Origin of the sequence: Maribacter arenosus (assembly GCF_014610845.1) — a bacterium.
Taxonomy (GTDB): Bacteria; Bacteroidota; Bacteroidia; order Flavobacteriales; family Flavobacteriaceae; genus Maribacter_A; species Maribacter_A arenosus.
The window spans coordinates 591,298-613,664 of record NZ_JABTCG010000004.1; the positions used below are offsets into that span (position 1 = coordinate 591,298).

Genomic DNA, 22,367 nt, shown 5'->3' on the forward strand with positions numbered 1-22,367 from the left:
ACGTACAAGAATTCTTCAACATCACACATCATTTAAAGATTTTCGTTTAAAAGACAGTGATGTAACTTCTTCTCAATATCCAAGCTTTCTGAATAAAAGGGAGCACGGTAACCGCAAAATTTACTGTTAGGAAACATATTAGTTCGAATTGCTTTTAGGGATTCGTCTAGGTTTCCCTCTTAAGTCGTACTAACAACTTTCCATAGTGGTGTTTTTCCTTGATGATTTATAATCATTAGGAATAAGCTCTAACCCTAGTTGTATGATTTTTCAAAGCATAGCAATTCCCAGTGCATGAATAATTCAATAGTAATCTGAATCTAGAAAACTGAAATATATGTAATGAAAATACCCCACGTTATGAATTCAAATATATTAAAGATTATCATTGTGGATAGCAATCGACAACTTCACGATGGATACCGTTTTTATTTTGAAACCTATAGGGATTATTGCTTATGCGGACTCTATGAATCGGTAAAGGAAGCCTTATTGGACTATGATAATACCCTACCCGACATTGTTGTTTCGGAAATCACCTTACCGGATCGTGATGGTATAGGTGCCATACGCGTATATCGTAAAAAGGACCCGAATGTAAAAATCATTATGATCAGTAATCAATCGGACTTTGAACTTGTTAAAAAGGCGTTTAAAAATGGGGCCAATGGCTTTCTAACCAAACCATTGAGCAACAAACGTCTGAATAATGCCTTGAATTCGATTAAATACGAGGGGGCGGCCATGAGTAACGATATCATCAAAAAGGTTGTTTCAAATTTTCAAGGAAAGTCCTACGAATATTTCTCTGAAAGAGAGAATCAAATCATTGACTATTTGTGTCGTGGGGCAACCTACAAAATCATCGCAGAAAAGTTATTTGTGACGACAAGTACCATAAACTTCCATATTCAGAATATATATTTAAAACTAAACGTGAATTCTAAATCAGAGGCCTTGACAAAACTAAGGCAGCTTTAATCAATGGCTGAATATTTGATTTCCTTAATTTTGGTAGAAGAAATAGCAAGCAAATAAAATAAATGGTAGATATTGTTGTGCATACTCAGAATTCCAACCGTGAATAACACTTATCTAGTTTCTTGAATTAATGAAAAATCCAGAAAGATTTAGTCCTGAATATCTTGGCAGTCGTATTAAATCCATTATATTTATGTAATCGATTACATATATTTTGAAAACAATGGTAAACCACGAGTTAAGATAATCGTTATATTATGGAAAATTTATTTGACTTAAAAGGAAAAAGAGCCATGATAACAGGGGGTACTCATGGTTTGGGAATGGCTATGGCAGAGGGGTTGGCCCATGCAGGTGCAGCCATCGTAATTACCGGGACCACTAAAAACAAAATGGAGGACGCCCTAGCTTATTATAATAACAAGGGATTCGAGGTTTCCGGATACTTATTCGATATCACCGACGAAAAATTGGCTGCAGAAATCGTGAAAAAAATCGTTGACGAATGTGGCGAAATAGATATCTTGGTGAATAATGCCGGTATTATCAAACGGGAACCAGCGTCGACCATGCCCATTGATGATTTCAGAAGGGTCATTGAAGTTGATTTGGTAGGGGCGTTTATCATGTCCCAATTGATCGGGAACCGTATGATCAAAAGGGGTGGAGGTAAAATTATCAATATATGTTCCATGATGAGCGAATTAGGTAGGAATACAGTTTCTGCGTACGCAGCTGCGAAAGGAGGATTGAAAATGTTGACTAAAAATTTGGCAACTGAATGGGCCAAATACAATATACAGGTAAACGGCATAGGGCCGGGATACTTTGCAACCTCGCAAACAGCTCCCATTAGGGTCGATGGCCATCCGTTCAATGAATTCATTATTCAACGTACGCCAGCGGCACGTTGGGGAAATCCAGAGGATCTTGCGGGTGCTGCAGTTTTCTTATCCTCCAAAGCCAGTGATTTCGTAAATGGTCAAATCATTTACGTTGATGGCGGAATACTGGCCACAATTGGAAAACCGGCTAATGAATAATAAGGAAATCAATATGACTACAACCGGAATATTTATACATGATGATTTTTTGTTGGAAAACAAATATGCAAGGGAATTATATCATAATTATGCAAAAGACCAACCTATAATCGATTACCATAATCACTTGCCTCCACAAGAGATTGCTGAGGACAGGATTTACGGTAATATGACCAGGATATGGATCAATGGTGATCATTACAAATGGCGGGCCATGCGTACTATGGGTGTCGATGAAAAATTCATCACTGGTGATGGGTCCGATAAGGAAAAATTCATGTATTGGGCGAAGACGGTGCCTTTTACCATGCGAAATCCATTGTACCACTGGACACATTTGGAATTAGCACGGTATTTTGATATATATGATTTATTGAATGAAAGATCGGCAGAAAGGATATATTGGGAAACATCGGAAAAATTGAGTTCTCCAGAATATAGTTGCCAAAATTTACTTCGTAAAGTCAATGCCGAGGTTGTTTGTACGACGGAAGATCCAATAGATAGTTTGGAATACCACCAGACTTTGGCAAATAGTGGCTTTAATATCAAGGTAAGTACCGCCTTTAGACCAGATAAGGCCATTCTCATCTCAAATAAGGGCTATAATGCCTATATCGATACCTTAGGGAAAGCAGCAGACATCGAGATCAATACGTTCCATGAGCTATGTGATGCCCTAAAAAGTAGAATTTCCTTTTTTGACCAAAATGGCTGCAAACTTTGTGACCACGGTTTGGATCGGATGTATTATGAACTCTATACAGAGGCAGAAGTACAGTCCATTTTTTTAAAGAAAAGAGCTGGACAGGAGCTCACAAATAGCGAAGCTTCAAAATTTCAAAGTGCGCTGTTGCTTTTCTTGTCAGAGACGTATCACGAATATCGCTGGGTACAACAATTCCATTTAGGGGCATTAAGAAACAACAATGCCCGTATGCATAGCCTACTTGGCCCTGATACAGGGTGGGATTCGATAGGGGATTATCCGCAAGCCCAACAATTATCCGCCTTTTTAAATGCATTGGAGCGTAAGGATAAATTGGTGAAGACCATCATTTACAATTTGAATCCGTCGGATAATGAAGTTTTTGCCAGCATGATTGGTAATTTCAATGATGGCAGTATAAAGGGAAAGGTGCAATTTGGTTCAGGTTGGTGGTTTTTGGATCAAAAAGATGGGATGACCAAACAATTGAATGCGCTTTCAAACATGGGACTCATTAGCTGTTTTATTGGTATGCTCACAGATTCAAGGAGTTTTTTGTCTTTTCCACGGCATGAATATTTCAGGCGGGTGTTATGTAATCTTTTTGGGGACGAAATACAACGTGGGGAATTACCTAATGATCTACCCTGGATAGGAAAACTGGTACAGGATATCTCCTATCAAAATGCCAAAGATTATTTTCATTTTTAAGACCACAAATCAACCCATTAAACTCAAATGAAAAAATCAGAAATAATTAGGATATGAAAACCTTTGGGAAACTTATCACTTTATCTCTTTTTCTTCTCATCCAAGCATGTGGCTCGGAAAATACGATAAGGACCTTACGATTGGGGCATGGCTTGGATGTTAGCCACTCTGTACACAAGGCCATGTTGAAAATGGGGGAAGATTTGTCGCAAAGATCGGGTGGTAAGTTGAAATTGGAGATTTATCCCAGTCAACAATTGGGTACCGAGCGTGAATGTTTAGAACTTCTTCAAATAGGTAGTTTGGATATGACCAAGGTATCTGTAGGTGTCCTGGAGAATTTCGCTCCAAAAATGAAGGTTTTGGGGCTGCCATTCCTCTTTCGGGATAGGGAACATTCCTTTAATGTATTGGATGGCCCTATAGGACAATCCCTATTAAATGAAGGTGAAAAATATTGGCTTAAGGGACTTGGCTATTATGATGCTGGAAGCCGTAGTTTTTATACCATGAATAAACCCATTAATACTCCGGAAGACCTTTATGGACAAAAAATAAGGGTCATGGAAAGTGTTACTGCCGTAAGAATGGTGCAGGAATTGGGTGGTTCACCAACCCCCATTTCATGGGGCGAACTTTATACCTCCTTACAACAAGGGGTGGTAGATGGGGCCGAAAACAACCCACCTAGTTTTTATCTTTCTAGGCATTATGAGGTTTGTAAATATTATTCACTTGATGAACATACCGTTTTACCTGATGTTTTACTCATGGGCACCTATATTTGGAATAAACTTTCAAATCAAGAAAAGGAATGGCTTTCAGAATCGGTCAAAGAATCGGTGAAATATCAAAGGAGACTTTGGGCAGAGGCTGAAGCTGAGGCCTTACGCGAAGTTGAAAAGGCTGGGGTCACGATCATACGGCCCGACAAGACGCTTTTTGCATCAAAAGTCTCAGGTATTTATGAGGATTATAAGGATGATAAGGAAATCTACCCCTTAATCCAACAAATAAAAGAAACCAATTAAAATGGCATTACGAAAACGGATCGATAAAATTCTAGGAAGAACTTTGGTGGTCATCATGTCTATTATGGTCATAAATGTACTCTGGCAGGTTTTTACAAGATATGTTACAGGTAACCCAAGTTCGTTTACCGATGAATTGGCCCGGTATCTCATGATATGGATAGGGATTTTGGGAGCCGCCTTCGTCTCTGGTAAGAATATGCATGTAGCCATTGATATTCTGCCTTCACGAGCCCCTGTCAGAACACAAAAAAAGTTAAAGACCATAGTAACGGTAATTATAATACTTTTCGTGTTTTTCGCATTCATCGTAGGGGGTTCTCGATTGGTTTATATCTCCCATATTTTGGGGCAACAATCCCCGGCGCTGCAAATACCTTTGGCAGTGGTGTACTTGATTATCCCAATAAGTGGTCTTTTGATCATTTACTATAAAGTATCGGATCTTTTAAACCTTAGATCATGATGGAAAATATACCTATTTTAGTATTGATCATAAGTTTCATATGCCTATTGGCGATGGGAACCCCGGTTGCTTGGAGCATTGCTATTTCTTCCCTATTGACGATGTTGGTAAGTATTCCTGCAATACCGGCTTTTACTACAGTATCACAACGTATGGCGACCGGTCTCGATAGTTTTGCGTTGCTGGCCATACCATTCTTTATACTTTCTGGTGAATTAATGAACAAGGGAGGCATTGCACATCGACTTATAGCCTATGCGAAAACCTTGGTAGGATCCCTCCCTGGGGGGCTTGCATTGATCAATGTGATCGCTGCCATGCTGATGGGCGCAATTGCGGGATCGGCCATGGCTTCGGCTTCCGCAATGGGGAGTATTCTCGGTCCGGAAATGGAAAAAGAAGGGTATTCCCGCGAGTTTGGTGCTGCGGTAAATATTACCTCTGCCACTACAGGCTTGGTCATACCCCCAAGCAACGTTTTAATAGTATACTCCTTGGCAAGTGGGGGTGCATCTATCGCAGCCTTGTTTTTGGCGGGTTATATTCCTGGTATTTTAACCGGTTTGTTCTTGATGATCGTAGCTTCGGTTTGGGCCAAAAAGAAAAAGTATAAAATAGGAAAACGAAGTAGTTTAAAAGAGATGTTCAAAACGTTCGTCGATGCCTTGCCAAGTTTGCTTATGCTAGTGGTGGTTATCGGCGGTATTGTTACCGGTATATTTACGGCAACCGAAGCCTCTGCAATAGCTGTTTTGTATAGCTTGATCTTGGGCTTCGTATATAAGGAGATTACCTTTGAAAAACTACCCCAGATTTTATTGGATTCAGCATCGACCACAGCTATAGTAATGCTATTAATCGGAGCGTCGATGTGTATGTCCTGGGCACTCTCCTATGAGAATATTCCACAAGATATAAGCACGGGATTGTTGAGCTTGAGCGACAATAAGATTGTTATTTTATTGATTATCAATTTATTGCTATTATTCGTAGGTATTTTTATGGATATGACTCCCGCCGTATTGATTTTTACACCGATATTTTTACCGGTAGTCACAAAATTGGGTTTAGACCCCGTTCATTTTGGAATCATTATGGTGCTTAATCTTTGTATTGGGCTGTGTACACCTCCCGTAGGTTCCGTGCTTTTTGTGGGTGTCGGTATTGCCAAAACGACCATAGAGAAAGTATTCAAACCTCTTTTACCATTGTTCATTGCAATGATGATTGCCCTCTTCTTGGTGACTTATTTTCCACAACTGAGTTTGTGGTTGCCAAGTTTATTTGATCTATAATATTTATTTTATAAAAATATAATCCGTGCAACTACTAAATAGAAAAGTCACCAATTTATCGAAAACCCGACCCATAAAAATAATTCAGTTTGGTGAAGGTAATTTTTTACGGGCCTTTATAGAACCCGCAATTCAAAAGTTGAACCAAGAAGTGGATTTCAATGGGGGTATAGCTGTTGTACAGCCTATCGACAAAGGGATGGTCTCCATGTTAAATGATCAAGATGGGCTTTATACCCTATTTACCAAAGGAATAAAGGACGGTAAGGAAGTAGAAAGTAAAGAACTTAATACCAATATTGTGAAGGGCATAAATCCCTATACGGATTTTTACCAATATCTTGAATTGGCAAAGGAGGGGCAATTACAATTTATCATATCGAATACCACGGAAGCCGGCATTGCATATGTCGAAACCGACACCCCTGATATGCAACCTCCGAGTTCGTTTCCTGCTAAACTTACGGTATTACTATATAAGCGTTATACCCATTTCAAGGGTGCTGGCGACAAGGGTCTTACCATAATTCCTTGTGAATTGATCAATTACAATTCAGATACCTTACGAAAGATTATACTCGATTACATAGCCCAATGGAAGTTGGAGGACGGGTTTAAAGACTGGCTTTTGATTGCTTGCACATTCCATAATACCTTGGTTGACAGAATTGTCCCTGGTTATCCCAGTGATCAAATAGAAACTTACAATGCCCAATTGGAGTATAAGGACAATTTGATCGTAAGTGCCGAAACCTTTTTTTTGTGGGTTATTGAAGGAGATGAAAGACTGAAGGAAAAGTTGCCCTTTCATAAAACGGATCTTGATGTCAAAATTGTGAAAGATATGCAACCGTTCCGGACTAGGAAGGTTCGTATATTGAATGGGGCGCACACGGCCATGGTACCCTTTTCCATCTTGTATGGTAACAAAACCGTAAAGGAAAGTGTTGATGAAGTTTTTACCGGACCGTTTATCCGCACTTTGGTATATGATGAAATAATCCCGACCTTGGATATGGACAGGGCTGAATTGGAAGCATTCGCTGAAGCCGTGTTCGACCGATTTAGAAATCCTTTTATAATACATCAATTATCTAGTATTGCCTTAAACTCTATTTCAAAGTTCAAAGTCCGGGTTTTACCAAGCCTTTTGGAGTTTGTAAAAAGAAAGAACTGTTTACCTATGCACATGGTTTTTGCCTTTGCCTGTTTAATCCGTTTTTATAAGGGTAGTTATAATGAACAGGCATTGCCCGTTAACGATGATGCTGAAATCGTTAACGATATGGCTAGCATCTGGCAGTTAAAGAATTATGCCCAAATAAGCGGGGCTGTTTTATCGAAAGTGGAATATTGGGGAGAAGACCTTACACAAATTACGGGTCTTAAAGATGAAATTTCCAAGGCATTGCGGAGTATAGATGAAAAAGGAATAAAAGAAGGTTTTACTACATTTAAGAATAAATAGCCATTTTATGCAAAAGTTGATAAGAATTCAAAAGGAAGACAACGTTGTTGTGGCCCTTGTTGATTTAGCACAAGGGGATAAATTGCAATTCGAAGGGGAGGAACTTGTTGTATTGTCACATACCAAGGCAAAACACAAAATAGCACTCGTCGATTTACAACCAGATGACAAAATCTATATGTATGGCGTACTGGTAGGAAAGGCCGTTACAACAATTCACAGAGGGGGATTATTGACCACGGAAAATGTAAAACATCAGATAAATCCTGTAAGTGAAAAAACTGCGAATGTTTCATGGACCCCTCCTTCCATTGAAAAATGGAAAGACAGGACTTTTATGGGGTATCATCGACCCGATGGTCAAGTAGGTACGGCAAATGTATGGTTGTTCTTCCCGTTGGTGTTTTGTGAAAATAGAAATATAGAGGTACTTAAGGATATTTTCGAAAAAGAGCTTTCCATAGGTAAAGTAAGCAAACAACAACAACTACTCCGAAATCTCATCAGTGGGAATACAAGCCAGGTTGATATAGAAAATGAGAACCATTCCTCCCGAAGTTTGGAGAATATCGAGGTTAAATTCATCACCCATCAAGGGGGTTGTGGCGGAATTCGTCAAGATTCGGAGACCTTGGCAAAATTATTGGCAGGATACGTGAAAAACCCCAATGTCGCAGGGGCAACGGTCTTGAGCTTAGGGTGTCAAAACTTACAGGTCGATATCTTTAAAAAGGCATTATCGAATATTGATGATAATTTGGAGAAACCGGTACTCATCTATGAACAACAACAATTGGGTACGGTAGACCATATGTTGAACACCATCATTAAAGAATCGTTTGAGGCCATTAAGAAGGCGAATGAAATAGAACGCAAACCAGCACCGCTCTCAAAATTGAAAATGGGATTGGAGTGTGGCGGTTCGGATGGATTTTCGGGCATATCGGCCAACCCAGCCCTGGGCTATGCATCCGATATATTGGCTGCCATAGGCGGTTCTCCAATTCTCTCAGAGTTTCCCGAGCTGTGTGGTGTTGAACAAGAGCTGGTGAATAGATGTGTGAATGATGTCGATGGTCAACGATTTATGCAGTTAATGAAGGATTATGAAAAATCCGCAGAAAATGTCGGTTCTGGTTTTGATATGAATCCGTCTCCAGGGAATATTAAAGATGGCTTGATTACCGATGCGATGAAATCTGCCGGGGCAGCTAAAAAGGGAGGTACTTCGCCCGTTGAAGCTGTATTGGACTATGCCGAATATGTTACAAAACCTGGTCTTAATTTGTTATGCACCCCTGGCAATGATGTTGAAAGTACCACGGGTTTGGTGGGTTCTGGAGCTAATATTGTGTTATTTACAACAGGTTTGGGCACACCTACCGGAAACCCGATAGCTCCTGTATTAAAAGTTTCGAGCAATACGATTTTGGCAGAACGTATGCCGGATATTATCGATATTGATACCGGTGCTGTGATACGCGGTGAAAAGTCCATACTGGAAATGGGCGAAGAGATTATGGACTATGTAATCAAGGTGGCAAGTGGTGAGGTTATGTCCAAAGCAGACCAATTGGGACAAGATGATTTTATTCCTTGGAAACGAGGGGTTTCATTATAAGGTAGGATTGGATCTGGATGAGGATTTGCGTATTTTAAGACTAGGTGCAAGCACGATTCGCTTTTTAGTCTTAACGGTATCAGAATCAATTTGTTCCAAAAAAACTTTTGCTGCAGTTCTTCCCATTAACATGGGTGATTGATCTACCGAACTAATCGGTAATTCCATAAACTGGGTAAAGGGTTCATTGCTGAAGCCTACCACACAAAAATCTTCGGGTATACATAAGCCAATTTCCTTAAGATATTGTATGGCCCCCAATGCTGCAAGGTCACTTGCCGAGAACAGGGCATTTGGTGGATCGGCAAGTTCCATTAATTTTTTGGCTGCTTCCTTACCTGCCTCTATTTTACTTTCAAGCCCTAATAGATACTTTTCGTTAAAACCAATGTCGCTATCCAACAAGGCTTGCTTGTACCCCTCAAATCTATTTTTGTATATCTCCAAAGAACGATCTACAGTAAAATGGGCTATTTTGGCACACCCTTGATCGATCAGATGTTGGGTAGCTTCATATGCCCCACGATAATCATCCAAGGTTACGGAACTGGCCCCTTTGATATCCACTTTACGGTCAAAGAATATTAAGGGTACATTTTTCTTAAGAACCTGTTCGAAATGTCCCGTGTTCTTGGTATGCCTGGCAATGGACATTATGATACCATCCACTTGGGCATTCAATAGGTTTTGTATAACATCCGCTTCTTTCTTTTCATCATCATGGGTTTGACAAATAATAACATTATACCCCATGGGATTCAACTCCTCTTCGACGCCACGGATAACATTCGAGAAAAAATTTCTGTTGATAATGGGCAATACCACGCCGACGTTTTTACTTTTGCCACTCTTTAAGGCCAAGGCCAGTCTATTCTGTTTATAGTTTAATTTCTTCGCGGTCTCAAGCACCAATTTTTTTGTATCCGAACTAATTCTTGGATTGTCATTAAGCGCCCTTGACACTGTAGCGGCGGTGATGTTCAATGCCTTCGCGATATCATAAATGGTGGTTTTTTTACTCATTTATTTCTTTTCAATGAAAAAATATATTCGGGCCAAATTAAATGTCGATTGCGTTATCGATTGCACGAACACGCAATAAGAGATAAATATAGGGTAATTAAAGGTGAAAATATACTTTGGACCTGTTCAAATTCAAGATGGTTTTCTAATTATTCGAATGGCAATTTTAGACCAAGGGAGACAACTAAAATCGACGATTGAAAATTCCAATTTTTTATGCGACAAAATGTATTTCACATAAGAAATTAGACCAAACCGGTAAACCCTAGAAAGGCCAATGACAATAGACCGGCGACCAATAGATTGATTGGAACTCCTTTCATGCCCTCGGGTATATTGGCGAGCTCTAAATATTCACGGATACTGGCGAAAACTATTAGCGCCAAACCAAAACCAAGTGAATGGGAGAAGGCAAAGAAAACGGCCTTTAAAAGACTGCTGTCTTCAAGTCCCAAAGCCAAAATGGCTACACCAAGAACGGCACAATTCGTGGTAATCAAAGGGAGGAAGACCCCTAGGGCTTGGTATAAGGGGGGACTTACTTTTTTGAGGATGATTTCAACCATTTGCACCAATGCCGCAATGACCAAAATGAAGGTAATGGTACGTAAGTAATCCAATCCGGCAGGCAATAAAATATAGTTATGCAATAAATAAGTCGCCGTAGTAGCAATGGTCATCACGAACATTACGGCCCCTGACATACCGATCGAGGTCGATATTTTGTTCGAAACGCCCAAAAAGGGACAGATTCCCAAGAATTGTGCAAGTACAATATTATTGACGAATACAGCGGCAATGAGTATTACGATATAGTCCATTTTAAGCTGTTTTAACGGTTAGTTTATTAAACAGAATCGCGAGATAGGCCAAGGCTATGAATGCGCCTGGAGGTAAAATGAAAAGAATAAAGGTATTGGCGTCCTCGGGAATGAACTTAAAATCGAAGATACTTCCATTACCAAGGATTTCACGTGCAGCGCCCAATACGGTCAATGCAATTACAAAACCAATGCCCATGCCTAAGGCATCCAAAACCGAGGATTTCAAATTGTTTTTTGAGGCAAAGGCTTCGGCCCTTCCCAAGATCAAACAGTTGACCACGATCAATGGTATGAAGATTCCGAGTTGCTCATAAAGAAATGGGATAAAGGCCTCTAACACCATTTCCACAATGGTCACAAAGGAAGCGATGATGATAATAAAGGCCGGGATCCTCACCTTGCTCGGTATTTGTGATTTAACTAAGGATACAACGGTGTTCGACATCAATAAAACAAACAAGGTGGCAATGCCCATGCCCAATCCGTTGAACGCGGATGAGGTAACCCCTAAAGTGGGGCACATACCCAAGAGCATTACAAAGACCGGGTTTTCCTTAACAATGCCTTTTAAGAAATTTTCCTTTTGATTTATGGTTTTGGACATTTTTCCTACTTATTGGCTTTGGTTAGAGATTCCTTTATTTCTACATATTCATTATAGGCGCTTTGGGCAGCTTCGGTAAAGGCCCGGGTGCTTATCGTGGCGCCTGTCAATGCATCCACTTCACCACCATCCTTGGTCACTTTTAAATCGAAACTGGAAGGGTTTTTATCCCTGAATTGTCCCAAGAACTTTTCCTCTTTCATTTTGGTGCCTAGACCAGGGGTCTCTTTTTGCTCCAAGACAACAATATCCTGAATATTTCCATCAGGTTTAAAACCGACCATGATTTTTACTAATCCGCTGAATCCTTTTTCAGAGGCTCCGATGACCGCCGCTCCTACGAATTTCCCGTTAAGATAGGCAGGGTAAATCTCTATACTGTCTTTTACAACTTCAGATTTAATTCGGACCATTTCCGAGACCAGGTCGTTATCAAAAACCGGTAAAACCATCTTAAGGGCGTTGACTTTTTTGGCCAATTTGGCCTTTGCCTTGGGTTCCAAGGTAAGGTCGTTCACAAATCCCAATGAGAATCCGGCCACTATGGTTATTACAATGAGGGCTAGGGCCATGTTCAAAAATGTTGATTTCTTCTGGCTCATTCCTATGTTATTTTGGCTTTTATTTTTGAACCGAACCTGCGTGGTTTAAAGTAGTTGTTTATCAAAGGAACAAAGGCATTCATAATTAATATGGCAAATGAGATTCCTTCAGGATAGGCCCCGAACAACCGGATTACAACCGTTATAGCTCCGATACCAATGGCAAAAATCACCATTCCCTTTTTTGTCATAGGACTAGTGACCAGATCGGTCGCCATATAAAATGCACCCAAAATGGCACCCCCAGATAAAAGATGAATTATCGGATTCGCATAGTGTTCCGGGTCGATAAACCAGAAAATGCCTGTCATTAAGCCTATAGTGACCAATATCATTACAGGTATATGCCAGGAAATAACCTTTCGGATAATGAGGTAGAGCCCGCCAAGAATAAGGGCGAGGGCGGACATTTCGCCAATAGAACCCCCTGTAATCCCCAATAGCATATTGACACTCGAAGGAATCTTGGCGCTTATTTCGGTCATTGTTTCGCCAAATTGTAAACCATCCTTGATAATCCCCAACGTAGTTGCCCCGGATACGGCGTCTGCTAAAGATGTGTTGTTTTCTACCGCGGTTGGCCAGAGGGTCATTTGTACGGGAAAACAAACCAATAAGAACACCCGTCCTACCAACGCTGGGTTGAACACGTTGAATCCGAGACCACCGAAAGAGAGCTTTGCGATTCCTATTGCGACCAAACTACCAACGATGATCATCCAAATTGGGAGACCGGCAGGGATGTTGAATGCCAGTAGGATTCCGGTTAAAAGGGCGGACCCATCCGTAATGGTCACCTCGGTCTTCATGAGATATTTTTGGATCAGATACTCAAACAACAAACATGAAAAAATGGCGACCGACGTCGCTATCAAAGCATTATAGCCAAATACATACAAAGACACCAAAAATGCAGGTATCAGTGCAATGACCACATCATACATTATTCTCTTGGAAGTTCTATCGGAATGTACGTGGGGGGAGGCGGAGATAACAATTTGGGGGCTATCCATACTTAATTTTTAGAAGATGCTAGTTTTTTGGTGATATTTTTTCCAAATCGGATATAATCCAATAATGGCCTGTGGGAAGGGCAGACGTAACTGCAGGAACCACATTCGATACAGGTCATGATATCCTCTTGTCCTGCTTTTTCATACATTCCTTTTTCAGTTAGATTCATTAACAAGTGGGGCTCCAATCCCATGGGACAAACGTCGACACATTCGCCACAGCGTATACAATTCTTAGCTTCACCCCTGCTGGCTTCATCCTCATTTATGATTAGAATACCCGATGTGCCTTTGGTGACCGGAACATCTGTATTTTTTATCGCCTTACCCATCATTGGGCCGCCGTTCACTATTTTCCGTGTGCCTTCTGGCATACCGCCCACCTCCTCGATCAAGTCATTGATAGGAGTCCCTATTTTTACCCAAAAATTAGAAGGGTCTCCAAGTTTTTTACCGGTTACCGTAACTACTCGTTCGATCAATGGTTGGTTATGCTGTATGGCTTGATAAATGGCGAAAATAGTACCGACGTTATGTACGATCACCCCAACATCCAAGGGTAGACCATTTTTTGGGACCTCCCGTTTCAAAATAGCCCTTATCAATTGCTTTTCCCCACCTTGTGGATATTTTACCTGTAGGGCTGCAACTTGGATTTCCTTTTCATTGGCCGTTAAGTGCTTAAAGAGTTCAACGGCATCCCTCTTGTTATTTTCAATTCCGATAACGGCTTTGTTCACATGAAGGGCGCTCATCAGGATTTTTATTCCTACTATGATTTCTTCAGCCTTTTCGAGCATCAATCTGTGGTCCGCTGTTAAATATGGTTCACATTCAACCCCGTTAATGATAAGACAATCGATTTTAATTCCCTCTTTGACATTCAGTTTAACATGGGAAGGAAATGTAGCCCCTCCCAATCCAACGATTCCGAAGTCTGAAATGCGTTTTAAGATTTCGATGGGTTCAAGGCTTATCTCTTTTTTAAGGGGATATTCGATATCCTGAAAATTCGACTCATTTTTTACATCGGTACGAATAACGATACATTGTTTTTTATAACCACTGCTATCGATGACCATATCCAATTTCGTGACGGTACCTGCTACCGGGGAGTGGATATTGGAAGAGACAAATCCACCTGATTTGGCGATTACCTGTCCTATTTCAACCTTATCTTTTCTATCTACAATAATTTCGGCGGGAATACCGATATGCTGTGCAATGGGCACATAAACGACCTTGGGCACCGGTAACCGTTTGATCTTTTTTGATGAGGTCAGTTTATTTTCTGGGGGATGTATACCTCCTTTTGGGAATGTTTTAAGCATCTTTCACAAGATTTACCGATGTAACTTCACCTACTTTATCAGCTTCTACTTTCTTGACTTTTGGAGGGGGAAAATTGGTTTCGATGATAGAATGGGTGGGGCAAACAGGAACACATTTTCTACATAAGGTGCAGTACTCTGGATCGATATAGGCCAAGTTATTGACCATGGTGATAGCGTCTTTTGGACAAACCTCCTCACATTTTGAGCATCCTATACATGCAACGGCACATGCTTTTTTTGCAATACCTCCTTTTTCCTCGTTCAAACAACCGACAAAAACCTTCAGGTCCCTCTTGTTCTTTGGCCGCATTTCAATAATATCACGGGGACATGCTTCGACGCACATGCCGCACGATGTACATTTGTCCGTTATGACCACGGGTAGGCCCGTGGTCTCATCCATAAACATGGCATCGAACTTACATGCTGTAACACAATCCCCATCGCCCAAACAGCCATATTGGCAATCGGTTTCCCCGCTATAGATCATGGAAGAGATCGCACAGGATTTTGGTCCTTGGTACTCGGTCGTTTTCGGCCGTACCTCACAAGATCCCTGACATCGTACCACCGCGACTGTTGGGTCTTTTTCTGCCACTTCCTTTCCTAAGACCTCTGCAACCATTTTCATAACCTCATTGCCTCCTACCGGGCAAAATAAGTTCGATATATCATCGGTAGTCACCAATTTTTCTGCAAAGGATTTACAACCGGGGGAACCGCATCCGGCACAATTCGCCGCAGGCAATAGTCCTTCCACTTCGGCGATCAAAGGATCCTCATAAACATAGAATTTTTTAGAGACCACATACAGCACCAAGGCTGTTACGGCCCCTAAGGAAACTAGTAAGAGAACACTATTTAATATGGATTCATTCATTATAAGTTAAATTTTTACAATGGAAATTTTAAAGGTTTTTTTAAAGTCATTCCTCAGCATATACAGCAAAAGGTAATACGGGATCAATATCAAAAGGGATAATACCCCTGCCATCCATTCTACCAAAAATGCCGAAGCGATTATTAAAGTCAAGACCACGAGTAGAAAAGGAAAAATATAAGCCCAGAATACAGCTTTTAAACCAAGACCTTTCTTTAAAATCACATTAACATGTTCGTTCAAGGCAAAGGAATCGGTTGGATTGGATATTACCACTTCTTTTGAACCTGAATCGGAGATGCCACAAGTACCTTTGGCACGACAGGACTCACAATGCACATTCTCATCCAAAGAGACAATAAGAGAACTACCGCTCTTTTTTGAAACGACACCGGAATGTATGTATGCCTCTTCGCTTGCCAACTTCGAATCCATTGAAATGGTTTTGTATCACTTTAATTGAAGCGATAAAATTAAGATTATCAGTTAAGGTATTTTATGACTTATGTCAGGATTTGGATTTGGACCCACTTGTCTAGAACACATCCGAACCAATTTGCCGACTTTTATTCCTTGAATCCATTTATAAAAAAGGGTGAAATTATATGCGCATAGCCTTTATAACAATTTCAGTACTATCTTCAGTATTTTATTGCCTTTCTTGTTTCGTTTTTTTCCATTCTTCGAACTCCACGCTCATTTTTTCATCGACCAATGGATAAAGTCCGATTATCGATTGTCCATCTTTAACTTTATGCATGACGAAATCTTCAAACAAGGTCATTTGTAAGCATTCGTCGGCCACTTCATCCGCTATGTGTGCTGGTATAACTATGACACCATCATCATCACCCACTATAATGTCCCCAGGGAAAACGGCCACATCTCCGCACCCAATGGGTTCGTTGATTGAAATCGCTTGATGGAGGGTTAAATTGGTAGGTGCAGAAGGGCGATTATGGTAGGATGGTAGAGCTAATTCCGCAATTTCGGCAGAATCTCGAAAACCACCATCGGTGATTATACCGGCTGCGCCCTTTACCATTAAACGCGTGGCTAAAATTGAACCGGCCGATGCTGCCCGGGCATCTTTTCTGCTATCTATGACCATGACGGCCCCTTTGGGGCATTCTTCTACGGCGATCCTTTGAAGATGTTTGGGGTCCTTAAATACTTCTATCGGGTTTAAGTCTTCCCTAGCGGGAATATATCTTAGGGTATACGCTTCACCGATCATGGTAGGCTTATTCAATTTCAAGGGCTTTACATCCTGTATGAATTGATGCCTCAATCCTCTTTTAAATAGGCATGTGGCAATTGTTGCAGTACTTACTCTTTTAAGTTTGTCTTTTGTTGTTGTAGATGCCATCTTGATTAACGAGTTTTAATGGGTTACTGGGCTTTTTGCCAAGCTTCTTTGAGAAATTTTAAATCAGTTTTCATTTGGTCGAAAACCGCTTTTTTATCCATGGTAATTTTTGAGGCACCATGTTCAGCGCCACCGAGTTCATACTCGAAATGAAGGGAAATAGGAACATTGATCTTATATTTTTTTAGTAAGCTAAAATAGCGATCAAAATCTACCATGCCCTTTCCTAAGGGCGTGTTGATAGGCTTCCATTTACCATTGATGGTCCCCCATTTAAAGTCTTTTATCACGATGGTTTTTATAAAAGGTTGAATTTGTCGTAAACCCAATTCCCAACTACTACCACCTTCTACCACGGCATGCCTAATGTCATATTGACAACCCATATGTTCATTTCTAGTAGCCTTTAAGATGGGAAGTAGATCCCAAATAGGGGCGCCAACATGGTTGCCCGCATGGTTTTGATAGCATCCTATCAATCCATGGTTTTTATTGAGCATTTCCAAGTCTTTGAATTGTTCGGCGTATATAGACTGACTTTCTGCAATCGACCTGTCTTCAGGATAAGTAAGCCATCCCGTTCGGTAATATTTCAATCCTTGTTGACTGGCCGTTTCCAAAACAGTGCGACTTGCTTGATCATTGGCATCGGCAACATTGGTAGTCATCATTTGTGGGTGCAGTCCGAATTTCTTCATCGCTTCAACAGCTTTCGGCAAATCTTCTGCAACCCTTTCGGGTAAAACATGGCCTTCAGGTCTTACTGTAAGATCCAGACCATCAAAACCCATTTCTGAGGTAGCTTCCGACATCCCATTATAATCTAGAAATTGAAGATGTTTGGAAAACAAATGCACTTTTAACCCATTGTTTATGGAATTTTCAAATCCAAATAAACCTTTAGGAATACTTTTTATTGGAAAAATAAGAGCCGAACCGGCCATAGTCGATTGCTTAATAAAATTTCGTCTTGTTCGAAGTGCCGTTTTTTTCATTTGAGTATATACTTTACTTTTTTTTATAGTTTTTTGATGATTAATGCCATTTCATTGGACTTGCAAGGAAATTAGGCCATCAATATTTTCAAGCAAAACCTTTTTTACATCTTTGTTTTCTACATGTCCCAAAATTCCCCAAGGTCCCATAAATCCTGATTTTATAAATGTCCTGATCATTTCTTTTTCATAATCTCCCTTACCTATGGGTAAGATTTTGTCTCCATCCTTTTTCATACCATTAAGATTTACAGCTATTAAATAAGGTGTAATGGCATTCGCTATTTGAGGAATATCTTCAATACTCCCATGCGCATGATGAAAATTATAGACCATGCCCAATTCATGCTGTGGCAGGGCTTTTATTACCTCTAATTGGTTGAATGGATTTCCAAACCATCCACTATGGTTATATAATGCGACCTTGCAATCAAGTTCGGCCGCTTTTATAGCTATGAAATCAACTATTTTAATAGCCTTTGATAGCGATTGTTCGTAGGCGAGGTCCTCGAAGAAATTTTCACTAAGACTTACCCACAATGTAGTTTTGAGGTTGAGGCTATCTAAAATACCCAAAATTCGTTGGTTTGCATCGCTTAGGGAATTAAGGGAATCCCTTTTAGCATTGAGCCACAGCCAAACCGAAACTATTTCTATATTATTTTCAGTGGCCAGCTTAAGCTCTACATAGGTATCGTCCAAATGTTTGTCTCGCCAATCATAGGCGTATTTGTTAAATCCAATTTCTTTTAACAATGCGATTCTTTCTTTAGGGGAACGCTCTAAAGAATCATACGCGACAATACACCAAGGGTAGGTGTTTTTAAACTCAATTTTGTCAAAACCTTGTGCATAGGAGTACTGAACCATTACGAACAAAAAAGGTAGAAAAAAGTTCAGTACATTCAAGATATATGTTTTTACCATTTTTATTTGTCCTAATTGACGGAATATTAGTAAAACTATTGGCAATCCAACAAATATACATATATTTGGTAAACCAAACTGGTAAACCAATTTATAATTCTTGGTTCCACCTTAAAAATATAATCGATTATGACGAGAATGGTGACCATACTTTGTTTGTTATTTATTTTGAGTGCCTGCGGAGATAAAACCAATCGAAATACTAGAATGGTAAGCACGCCCGAAGAATTGGACGAAGCTTTGAAAAGTCTAGAGGCTGGTGACGACATTGTGTTAGCGAATGGAGTTTGGAAAGACGTTCAAATTAGATTTGTAGGTTACGGTACTGAGAAGCAACCCATTACCCTAAAGGCAGAAACTGCTGGAAATGTGATTATAGGAGGGAAATCTGATTTGAAACTTGGAGGTGAATATTTACAAGTCAATGGTTTGTACTTCACAAATGGTTCGTCTCCTTCCGAATCGGTTATTGAATTTGCAATCAACCAAGATACCGTCGCTAACCATTCTCGGATTACCAATTGTGTGATTGTAGATTACAATAAAGCCCAAAGAAACCAGACGGATCTCTGGGTACTGTTTAAGGGGCGACATAATGAGCTGGATCATTGCTACATCGCGGGCAAGTCCAATAGAGGGCCTACCGTGAGGGTTGATCTGGCAGGAAATAAAAGCATAAAAAACTACCATAAGATCACTAATAACTACTTTGGACCAAGACCTCCCAAAGGCGGGCCTAGTGCTGAGACCATTCAACTCGGTAATAGTTTTACCTCCATGGCGCCGAGCTATACCCTAGTAGCAAACAATTTTTTTGATCGCTGTAATGGGGAAGTAGAAGTTATTTCAAGTAAAACCAATTTCAATGAATTTAGGAACAATGTCTTTTACAAGAGTGAAGGTTCATTGGTAACAAGACACGGAAACTATTGCATCATAGAGGGCAATTATTTTATCGGAGACACGAGTTCTGAACAAATTGGGGGAGTGAGATTGATCGGTACGGGTCATTGGGTAACCAACAACTATTTTTATAACCTAAAAGGAAAGACGTTCAGAAGTCCTCTTGCCCTCATGAACGGTATTCCAAAATCACCATTGAATAGGTATATTCAGGTTACGGATGTTGTCGTGGCCTACAACTCTTGGGTCAATTGTACTTCGCCATGGCAATTTGGCGTGGGTTCTAATGTAGATCAAAAAGATATTCTTCCTGCTTCTGAGATCAGATCGGAAAGACCCATTCGTACTATTGTAGCGAATAACCTTATCTACAATACTGAAGCTGATAAGCGCCCCATAGTCGCTCACGATTTATTGGATGGTATCGATTTTAAGAGTAATGTGATAAATAATCAAGGCGCCTCATTCGAACACGATTCAGCATTTAAGCAAGAAGATTTTTCACTTTCAGAGCTAGAGGAAAATATTTTTATCCCAGCAAATGACCTTCCGGATTTTGAACTATACCATGGTTTCGAGTTTGACCAGATTACAAAAGATTTGTTCGGCAATCCCCGGGCGAACAATAATAGGGTTGGTGCTATCTCTGACGCACCGGAAGAGAAGCCAAACCTTATGGATCTCTCACAATATGGTCCGGATTGGTATCCCCTGAAATCCACTAAAGAAATTAGTTCTAAAATCCATTCCGTCGGTTCCATGGCCGAATTGGAAACGGCGGTTCAAAGGGCAAATCGGGGCGACACGGTTCTCCTGACAGCTGACAAATATGAGATGAATACCCCATTGAAGATCGATAAGATGCTAACCATAAAGTCTGCTGATGCCAATAAGAAGGTTATCATTAATTATACTGGTGCTGCAAAAACCCCGGCCTTTGAAATGAATCCCAAGGGGCAGCTTACCCTTATTGGCGTTGACCTGAAAGGGACAAATAGCCAATATGCCTTTGCAAGTTTACAAAACAACATGTCAAGTCTATATAATATGAGTGTTAGGGATTGTGAGATATCGGATTTCGATTATGTGTTGAAGGCTTATAAATATTCATTTTCCGAGTATATTAAATTCCGATCAACCCTTATTAAGAATTGCACAAATGGATTAGAGTTGTCCGAAGAGACCGATGGTCGTGGCGAATACAATGCAGAAAACATATTTGTTGATAACTGCTGGTTCGAAAACATTGAAAAAAATGTAATTGATTACTATAGAGGAGGGTATGATGAATCTACTGTGGGAGGCAATTTGGTAGTGACCAACAGTACCTTCACAGAGTGTGGCACTAAGGAAGAGGATGGGATTTTACTCAACACTTACGGCATCATCAATGTAGACCTTTCAGGAAACAAATTTATTGATAATCAAGTGGAACTTGTGGCGCGACTATGGGGAGCGAAAAATAATTCACATTCCGGTAATGTCATAAAAAACTCAGGGGAGTTGCTAGTTGAAGAAAACCTTCCTCTTAAGTTAATGTATTAGAAATTATGGCAAAAAAAGTGATAACCTTTGGTGAAGTAATGATGCGTTTGTCCCCACCGGGCTATGAGAAATTTGCACAGGCTTCTTCCTTCGAACTCGTATATGGTGGGGGCGAAGCGAATGTAGCCATTTCATGCGCTTATTTGGGTATGAAAGCCGCCCACGTGACCCGTTTTCCCGATAATGCCCTTGGCAAGGCGGCCACACAATTCTTACGTAAACATTGGTTAAGCACCGAACACGTTATTTATGGCGATGACATGATGGGTAAGTACTTTCTTGAAAAAGGTGCGGTGCATAGACCAAGTGAGGTGGTTTACGAAAGGGAAGGCTCATCTTTCTCCTTAATCGAACCTTCAATGGTGAATTGGGAAGATGTGCTCAAAGACGCCGATTGGTTCCATTGGACAGGGATTACCCCGGCCATTTCGGAAGGGGCCGCCATGTGTTGCCTAGATGCTATTAAAACAGCGAACAAATTGGGGATAACGGTTTCAGGCGACATAAATTCGCGAAGCAACATGTGGAAATATGGTAAAACCATGCAGGAAGTTATACCCGATTTGGTACAAAATTGCGATGTTGTGATTACCAGCAGTCGAGGTATTCGCGAAATGTTCGGTTTGGGACAACCAGAAGATAAATTCCAGTCTTTGGCCAAACAATTGATAAATCTTTTTCCAAATATCAAGAAAGTAGTCAAGAAAACCAGAAGGCCCATAAGTGCTTCCCACCACCAAATACAAGGTAAAATGTGGAACGGGGAAGCGTATATCAAAGCTGAAATGCTGAACATTACCCACATTATAGACCGTGTGGGTACCGGAGATGCCTTTGCCGCTGGCCTCATATATGGGCTATTACATTATGATGATGAAAAGGCCTTGGATTTTGCATCGGCTGCCTGTGCCTTAAAACATACGGTTCCCGGAGATGTAAATTTAGTGTCATTGGAAAATGTATTAAGTTTAATGGAAGGGGATACTTCGGGAGCAATAAGAAGGTAGTTTTTTAATGAACGCT

At 40.5% G+C, this 22,367-nt stretch carries 21 protein-coding genes; 10 read left to right on the forward strand and 11 right to left on the reverse strand.

Annotation, left to right across the window (positions count from 1 at the left end):
- Positions 1 to 360: 360 nt before the first annotated feature.
- The 8 genes from HPE63_RS13520 to HPE63_RS13555 all read left to right on the forward strand — a co-directional run bounded on the left by HPE63_RS13520 (position 361) and on the right by HPE63_RS13555 (position 9,325).
- Positions 361 to 981: a response regulator transcription factor gene (locus HPE63_RS13520; protein WP_188314797.1), complete on the forward strand. Its 621-nt coding sequence runs from the start codon at positions 361 to 363 to the stop codon at positions 979 to 981.
- 257 nt (positions 982 to 1,238) lie between these two features.
- Positions 1,239 to 2,024 (forward strand): gluconate 5-dehydrogenase, encoded by a 786-nt coding sequence (locus HPE63_RS13525; protein WP_188314798.1) that lies wholly within the window; start codon positions 1,239 to 1,241, stop codon positions 2,022 to 2,024.
- Positions 2,017 to 3,444, forward strand: coding sequence for a glucuronate isomerase (gene uxaC / locus HPE63_RS13530; protein WP_394355022.1), 1,428 nt, complete (start codon positions 2,017 to 2,019; stop codon positions 3,442 to 3,444). Before HPE63_RS13525 ends, uxaC begins: the two co-directional genes overlap by 8 nt.
- Before the next feature lie 53 nt (positions 3,445 to 3,497).
- Positions 3,498 to 4,475: a TRAP transporter substrate-binding protein gene (locus HPE63_RS13535; RefSeq protein WP_188314799.1), complete on the forward strand. Its 978-nt coding sequence runs from the start codon at positions 3,498 to 3,500 to the stop codon at positions 4,473 to 4,475.
- Between the two features lies 1 nt (position 4,476).
- The gene (locus HPE63_RS13540) at positions 4,477 to 4,941 is read left to right on the forward strand and encodes a TRAP transporter small permease (protein ID WP_188314800.1); all 465 of its coding nucleotides are present in this window, start codon (positions 4,477 to 4,479) and stop codon (positions 4,939 to 4,941) included.
- The gene (locus tag HPE63_RS13545) at positions 4,941 to 6,236 is read left to right on the forward strand and encodes a TRAP transporter large permease (protein ID WP_188314861.1); all 1,296 of its coding nucleotides are present in this window, start codon (positions 4,941 to 4,943) and stop codon (positions 6,234 to 6,236) included. The genes HPE63_RS13540 and HPE63_RS13545 overlap by 1 nt, the downstream gene beginning before the upstream one ends.
- A gap of 25 nt (positions 6,237 to 6,261) precedes the next feature.
- Entirely contained in the window at positions 6,262 to 7,704 is a 1,443-nt protein-coding gene (locus tag HPE63_RS13550) for a tagaturonate reductase (protein ID WP_188314801.1), read from the forward strand.
- A 7-nt stretch (positions 7,705 to 7,711) separates the two neighbouring features.
- The gene (locus HPE63_RS13555; RefSeq protein WP_188314802.1) at positions 7,712 to 9,325 is read left to right on the forward strand and encodes a UxaA family hydrolase; all 1,614 of its coding nucleotides are present in this window, start codon (positions 7,712 to 7,714) and stop codon (positions 9,323 to 9,325) included.
- Here HPE63_RS13555 and HPE63_RS13560 read toward each other — a convergent pair.
- From HPE63_RS13560 to HPE63_RS13610, 11 genes are all read right to left on the reverse strand, one after another.
- Positions 9,320 to 10,348, reverse strand: coding sequence for a LacI family DNA-binding transcriptional regulator (locus tag HPE63_RS13560; protein WP_188314803.1), 1,029 nt, complete (start codon positions 10,346 to 10,348; stop codon positions 9,320 to 9,322). The two genes, HPE63_RS13555 and HPE63_RS13560, sit on opposite strands and share 6 nt — an antisense overlap.
- A gap of 245 nt (positions 10,349 to 10,593) precedes the next feature.
- Positions 10,594 to 11,169 carry an electron transport complex protein RnfA gene (locus HPE63_RS13565; RefSeq protein ID WP_188314804.1) on the reverse strand — a complete coding sequence of 192 codons (576 nt, stop codon included), beginning with the start codon at positions 11,167 to 11,169 and terminating at the stop codon, positions 10,594 to 10,596.
- A 1-nt stretch (position 11,170) separates the two neighbouring features.
- On the reverse strand, positions 11,171 to 11,776 hold the full coding sequence (locus HPE63_RS13570; protein ID WP_188314805.1) for an RnfABCDGE type electron transport complex subunit E: 606 nt from the start codon (positions 11,774 to 11,776) through the stop codon (positions 11,171 to 11,173).
- A gap of 5 nt (positions 11,777 to 11,781) precedes the next feature.
- Positions 11,782 to 12,378, reverse strand: a complete 597-nt coding sequence (locus tag HPE63_RS13575; RefSeq protein ID WP_188314806.1) for an RnfABCDGE type electron transport complex subunit G — start codon at positions 12,376 to 12,378, stop codon at positions 11,782 to 11,784.
- Positions 12,379 to 12,380: 2 nt separating this feature from the next.
- Entirely contained in the window at positions 12,381 to 13,391 is a 1,011-nt protein-coding gene (locus HPE63_RS13580) for an RnfABCDGE type electron transport complex subunit D (protein WP_188314807.1), read from the reverse strand.
- 2 nt (positions 13,392 to 13,393) lie between these two features.
- Positions 13,394 to 14,722: an electron transport complex subunit RsxC gene (gene rsxC, locus HPE63_RS13585; protein WP_188314808.1), complete on the reverse strand. Its 1,329-nt coding sequence runs from the start codon at positions 14,720 to 14,722 to the stop codon at positions 13,394 to 13,396.
- Entirely contained in the window at positions 14,715 to 15,605 is an 891-nt protein-coding gene (locus tag HPE63_RS13590; RefSeq protein ID WP_188314809.1) for a Fe-S cluster domain-containing protein, read from the reverse strand. Before HPE63_RS13590 ends, rsxC begins: the two co-directional genes overlap by 8 nt.
- A gap of 6 nt (positions 15,606 to 15,611) precedes the next feature.
- A complete protein-coding gene (locus tag HPE63_RS13595) occupies positions 15,612 to 16,040 on the reverse strand; it encodes a SoxR reducing system RseC family protein (protein ID WP_188314810.1) in 429 nt (142 codons plus the stop codon).
- Positions 16,041 to 16,254: 214 nt separating this feature from the next.
- Entirely contained in the window at positions 16,255 to 16,974 is a 720-nt protein-coding gene (locus HPE63_RS13600; protein WP_188314811.1) for a ribonuclease activity regulator RraA, read from the reverse strand.
- A gap of 23 nt (positions 16,975 to 16,997) precedes the next feature.
- A complete protein-coding gene (locus HPE63_RS13605; protein ID WP_188314812.1) occupies positions 16,998 to 17,969 on the reverse strand; it encodes a sugar phosphate isomerase/epimerase family protein in 972 nt (323 codons plus the stop codon).
- Positions 17,970 to 18,020: 51 nt separating this feature from the next.
- Positions 18,021 to 18,896, reverse strand: a complete 876-nt coding sequence (locus HPE63_RS13610) for a sugar phosphate isomerase/epimerase family protein (RefSeq protein WP_188314813.1) — start codon at positions 18,894 to 18,896, stop codon at positions 18,021 to 18,023.
- A gap of 129 nt (positions 18,897 to 19,025) precedes the next feature.
- Here HPE63_RS13610 and HPE63_RS13615 point away from each other — a divergent pair, with 129 nt between their 5' ends.
- Together HPE63_RS13615 and HPE63_RS13620 are read left to right on the forward strand one after the other, a co-directional pair.
- Positions 19,026 to 21,344 carry a chondroitinase-B domain-containing protein gene (locus tag HPE63_RS13615; protein WP_188314814.1) on the forward strand — a complete coding sequence of 773 codons (2,319 nt, stop codon included), beginning with the start codon at positions 19,026 to 19,028 and terminating at the stop codon, positions 21,342 to 21,344.
- A 5-nt stretch (positions 21,345 to 21,349) separates the two neighbouring features.
- Positions 21,350 to 22,351 carry a sugar kinase gene (locus HPE63_RS13620; protein WP_188314815.1) on the forward strand — a complete coding sequence of 334 codons (1,002 nt, stop codon included), beginning with the start codon at positions 21,350 to 21,352 and terminating at the stop codon, positions 22,349 to 22,351.
- The last annotated feature ends 16 nt before the right edge of the window (positions 22,352 to 22,367 follow it).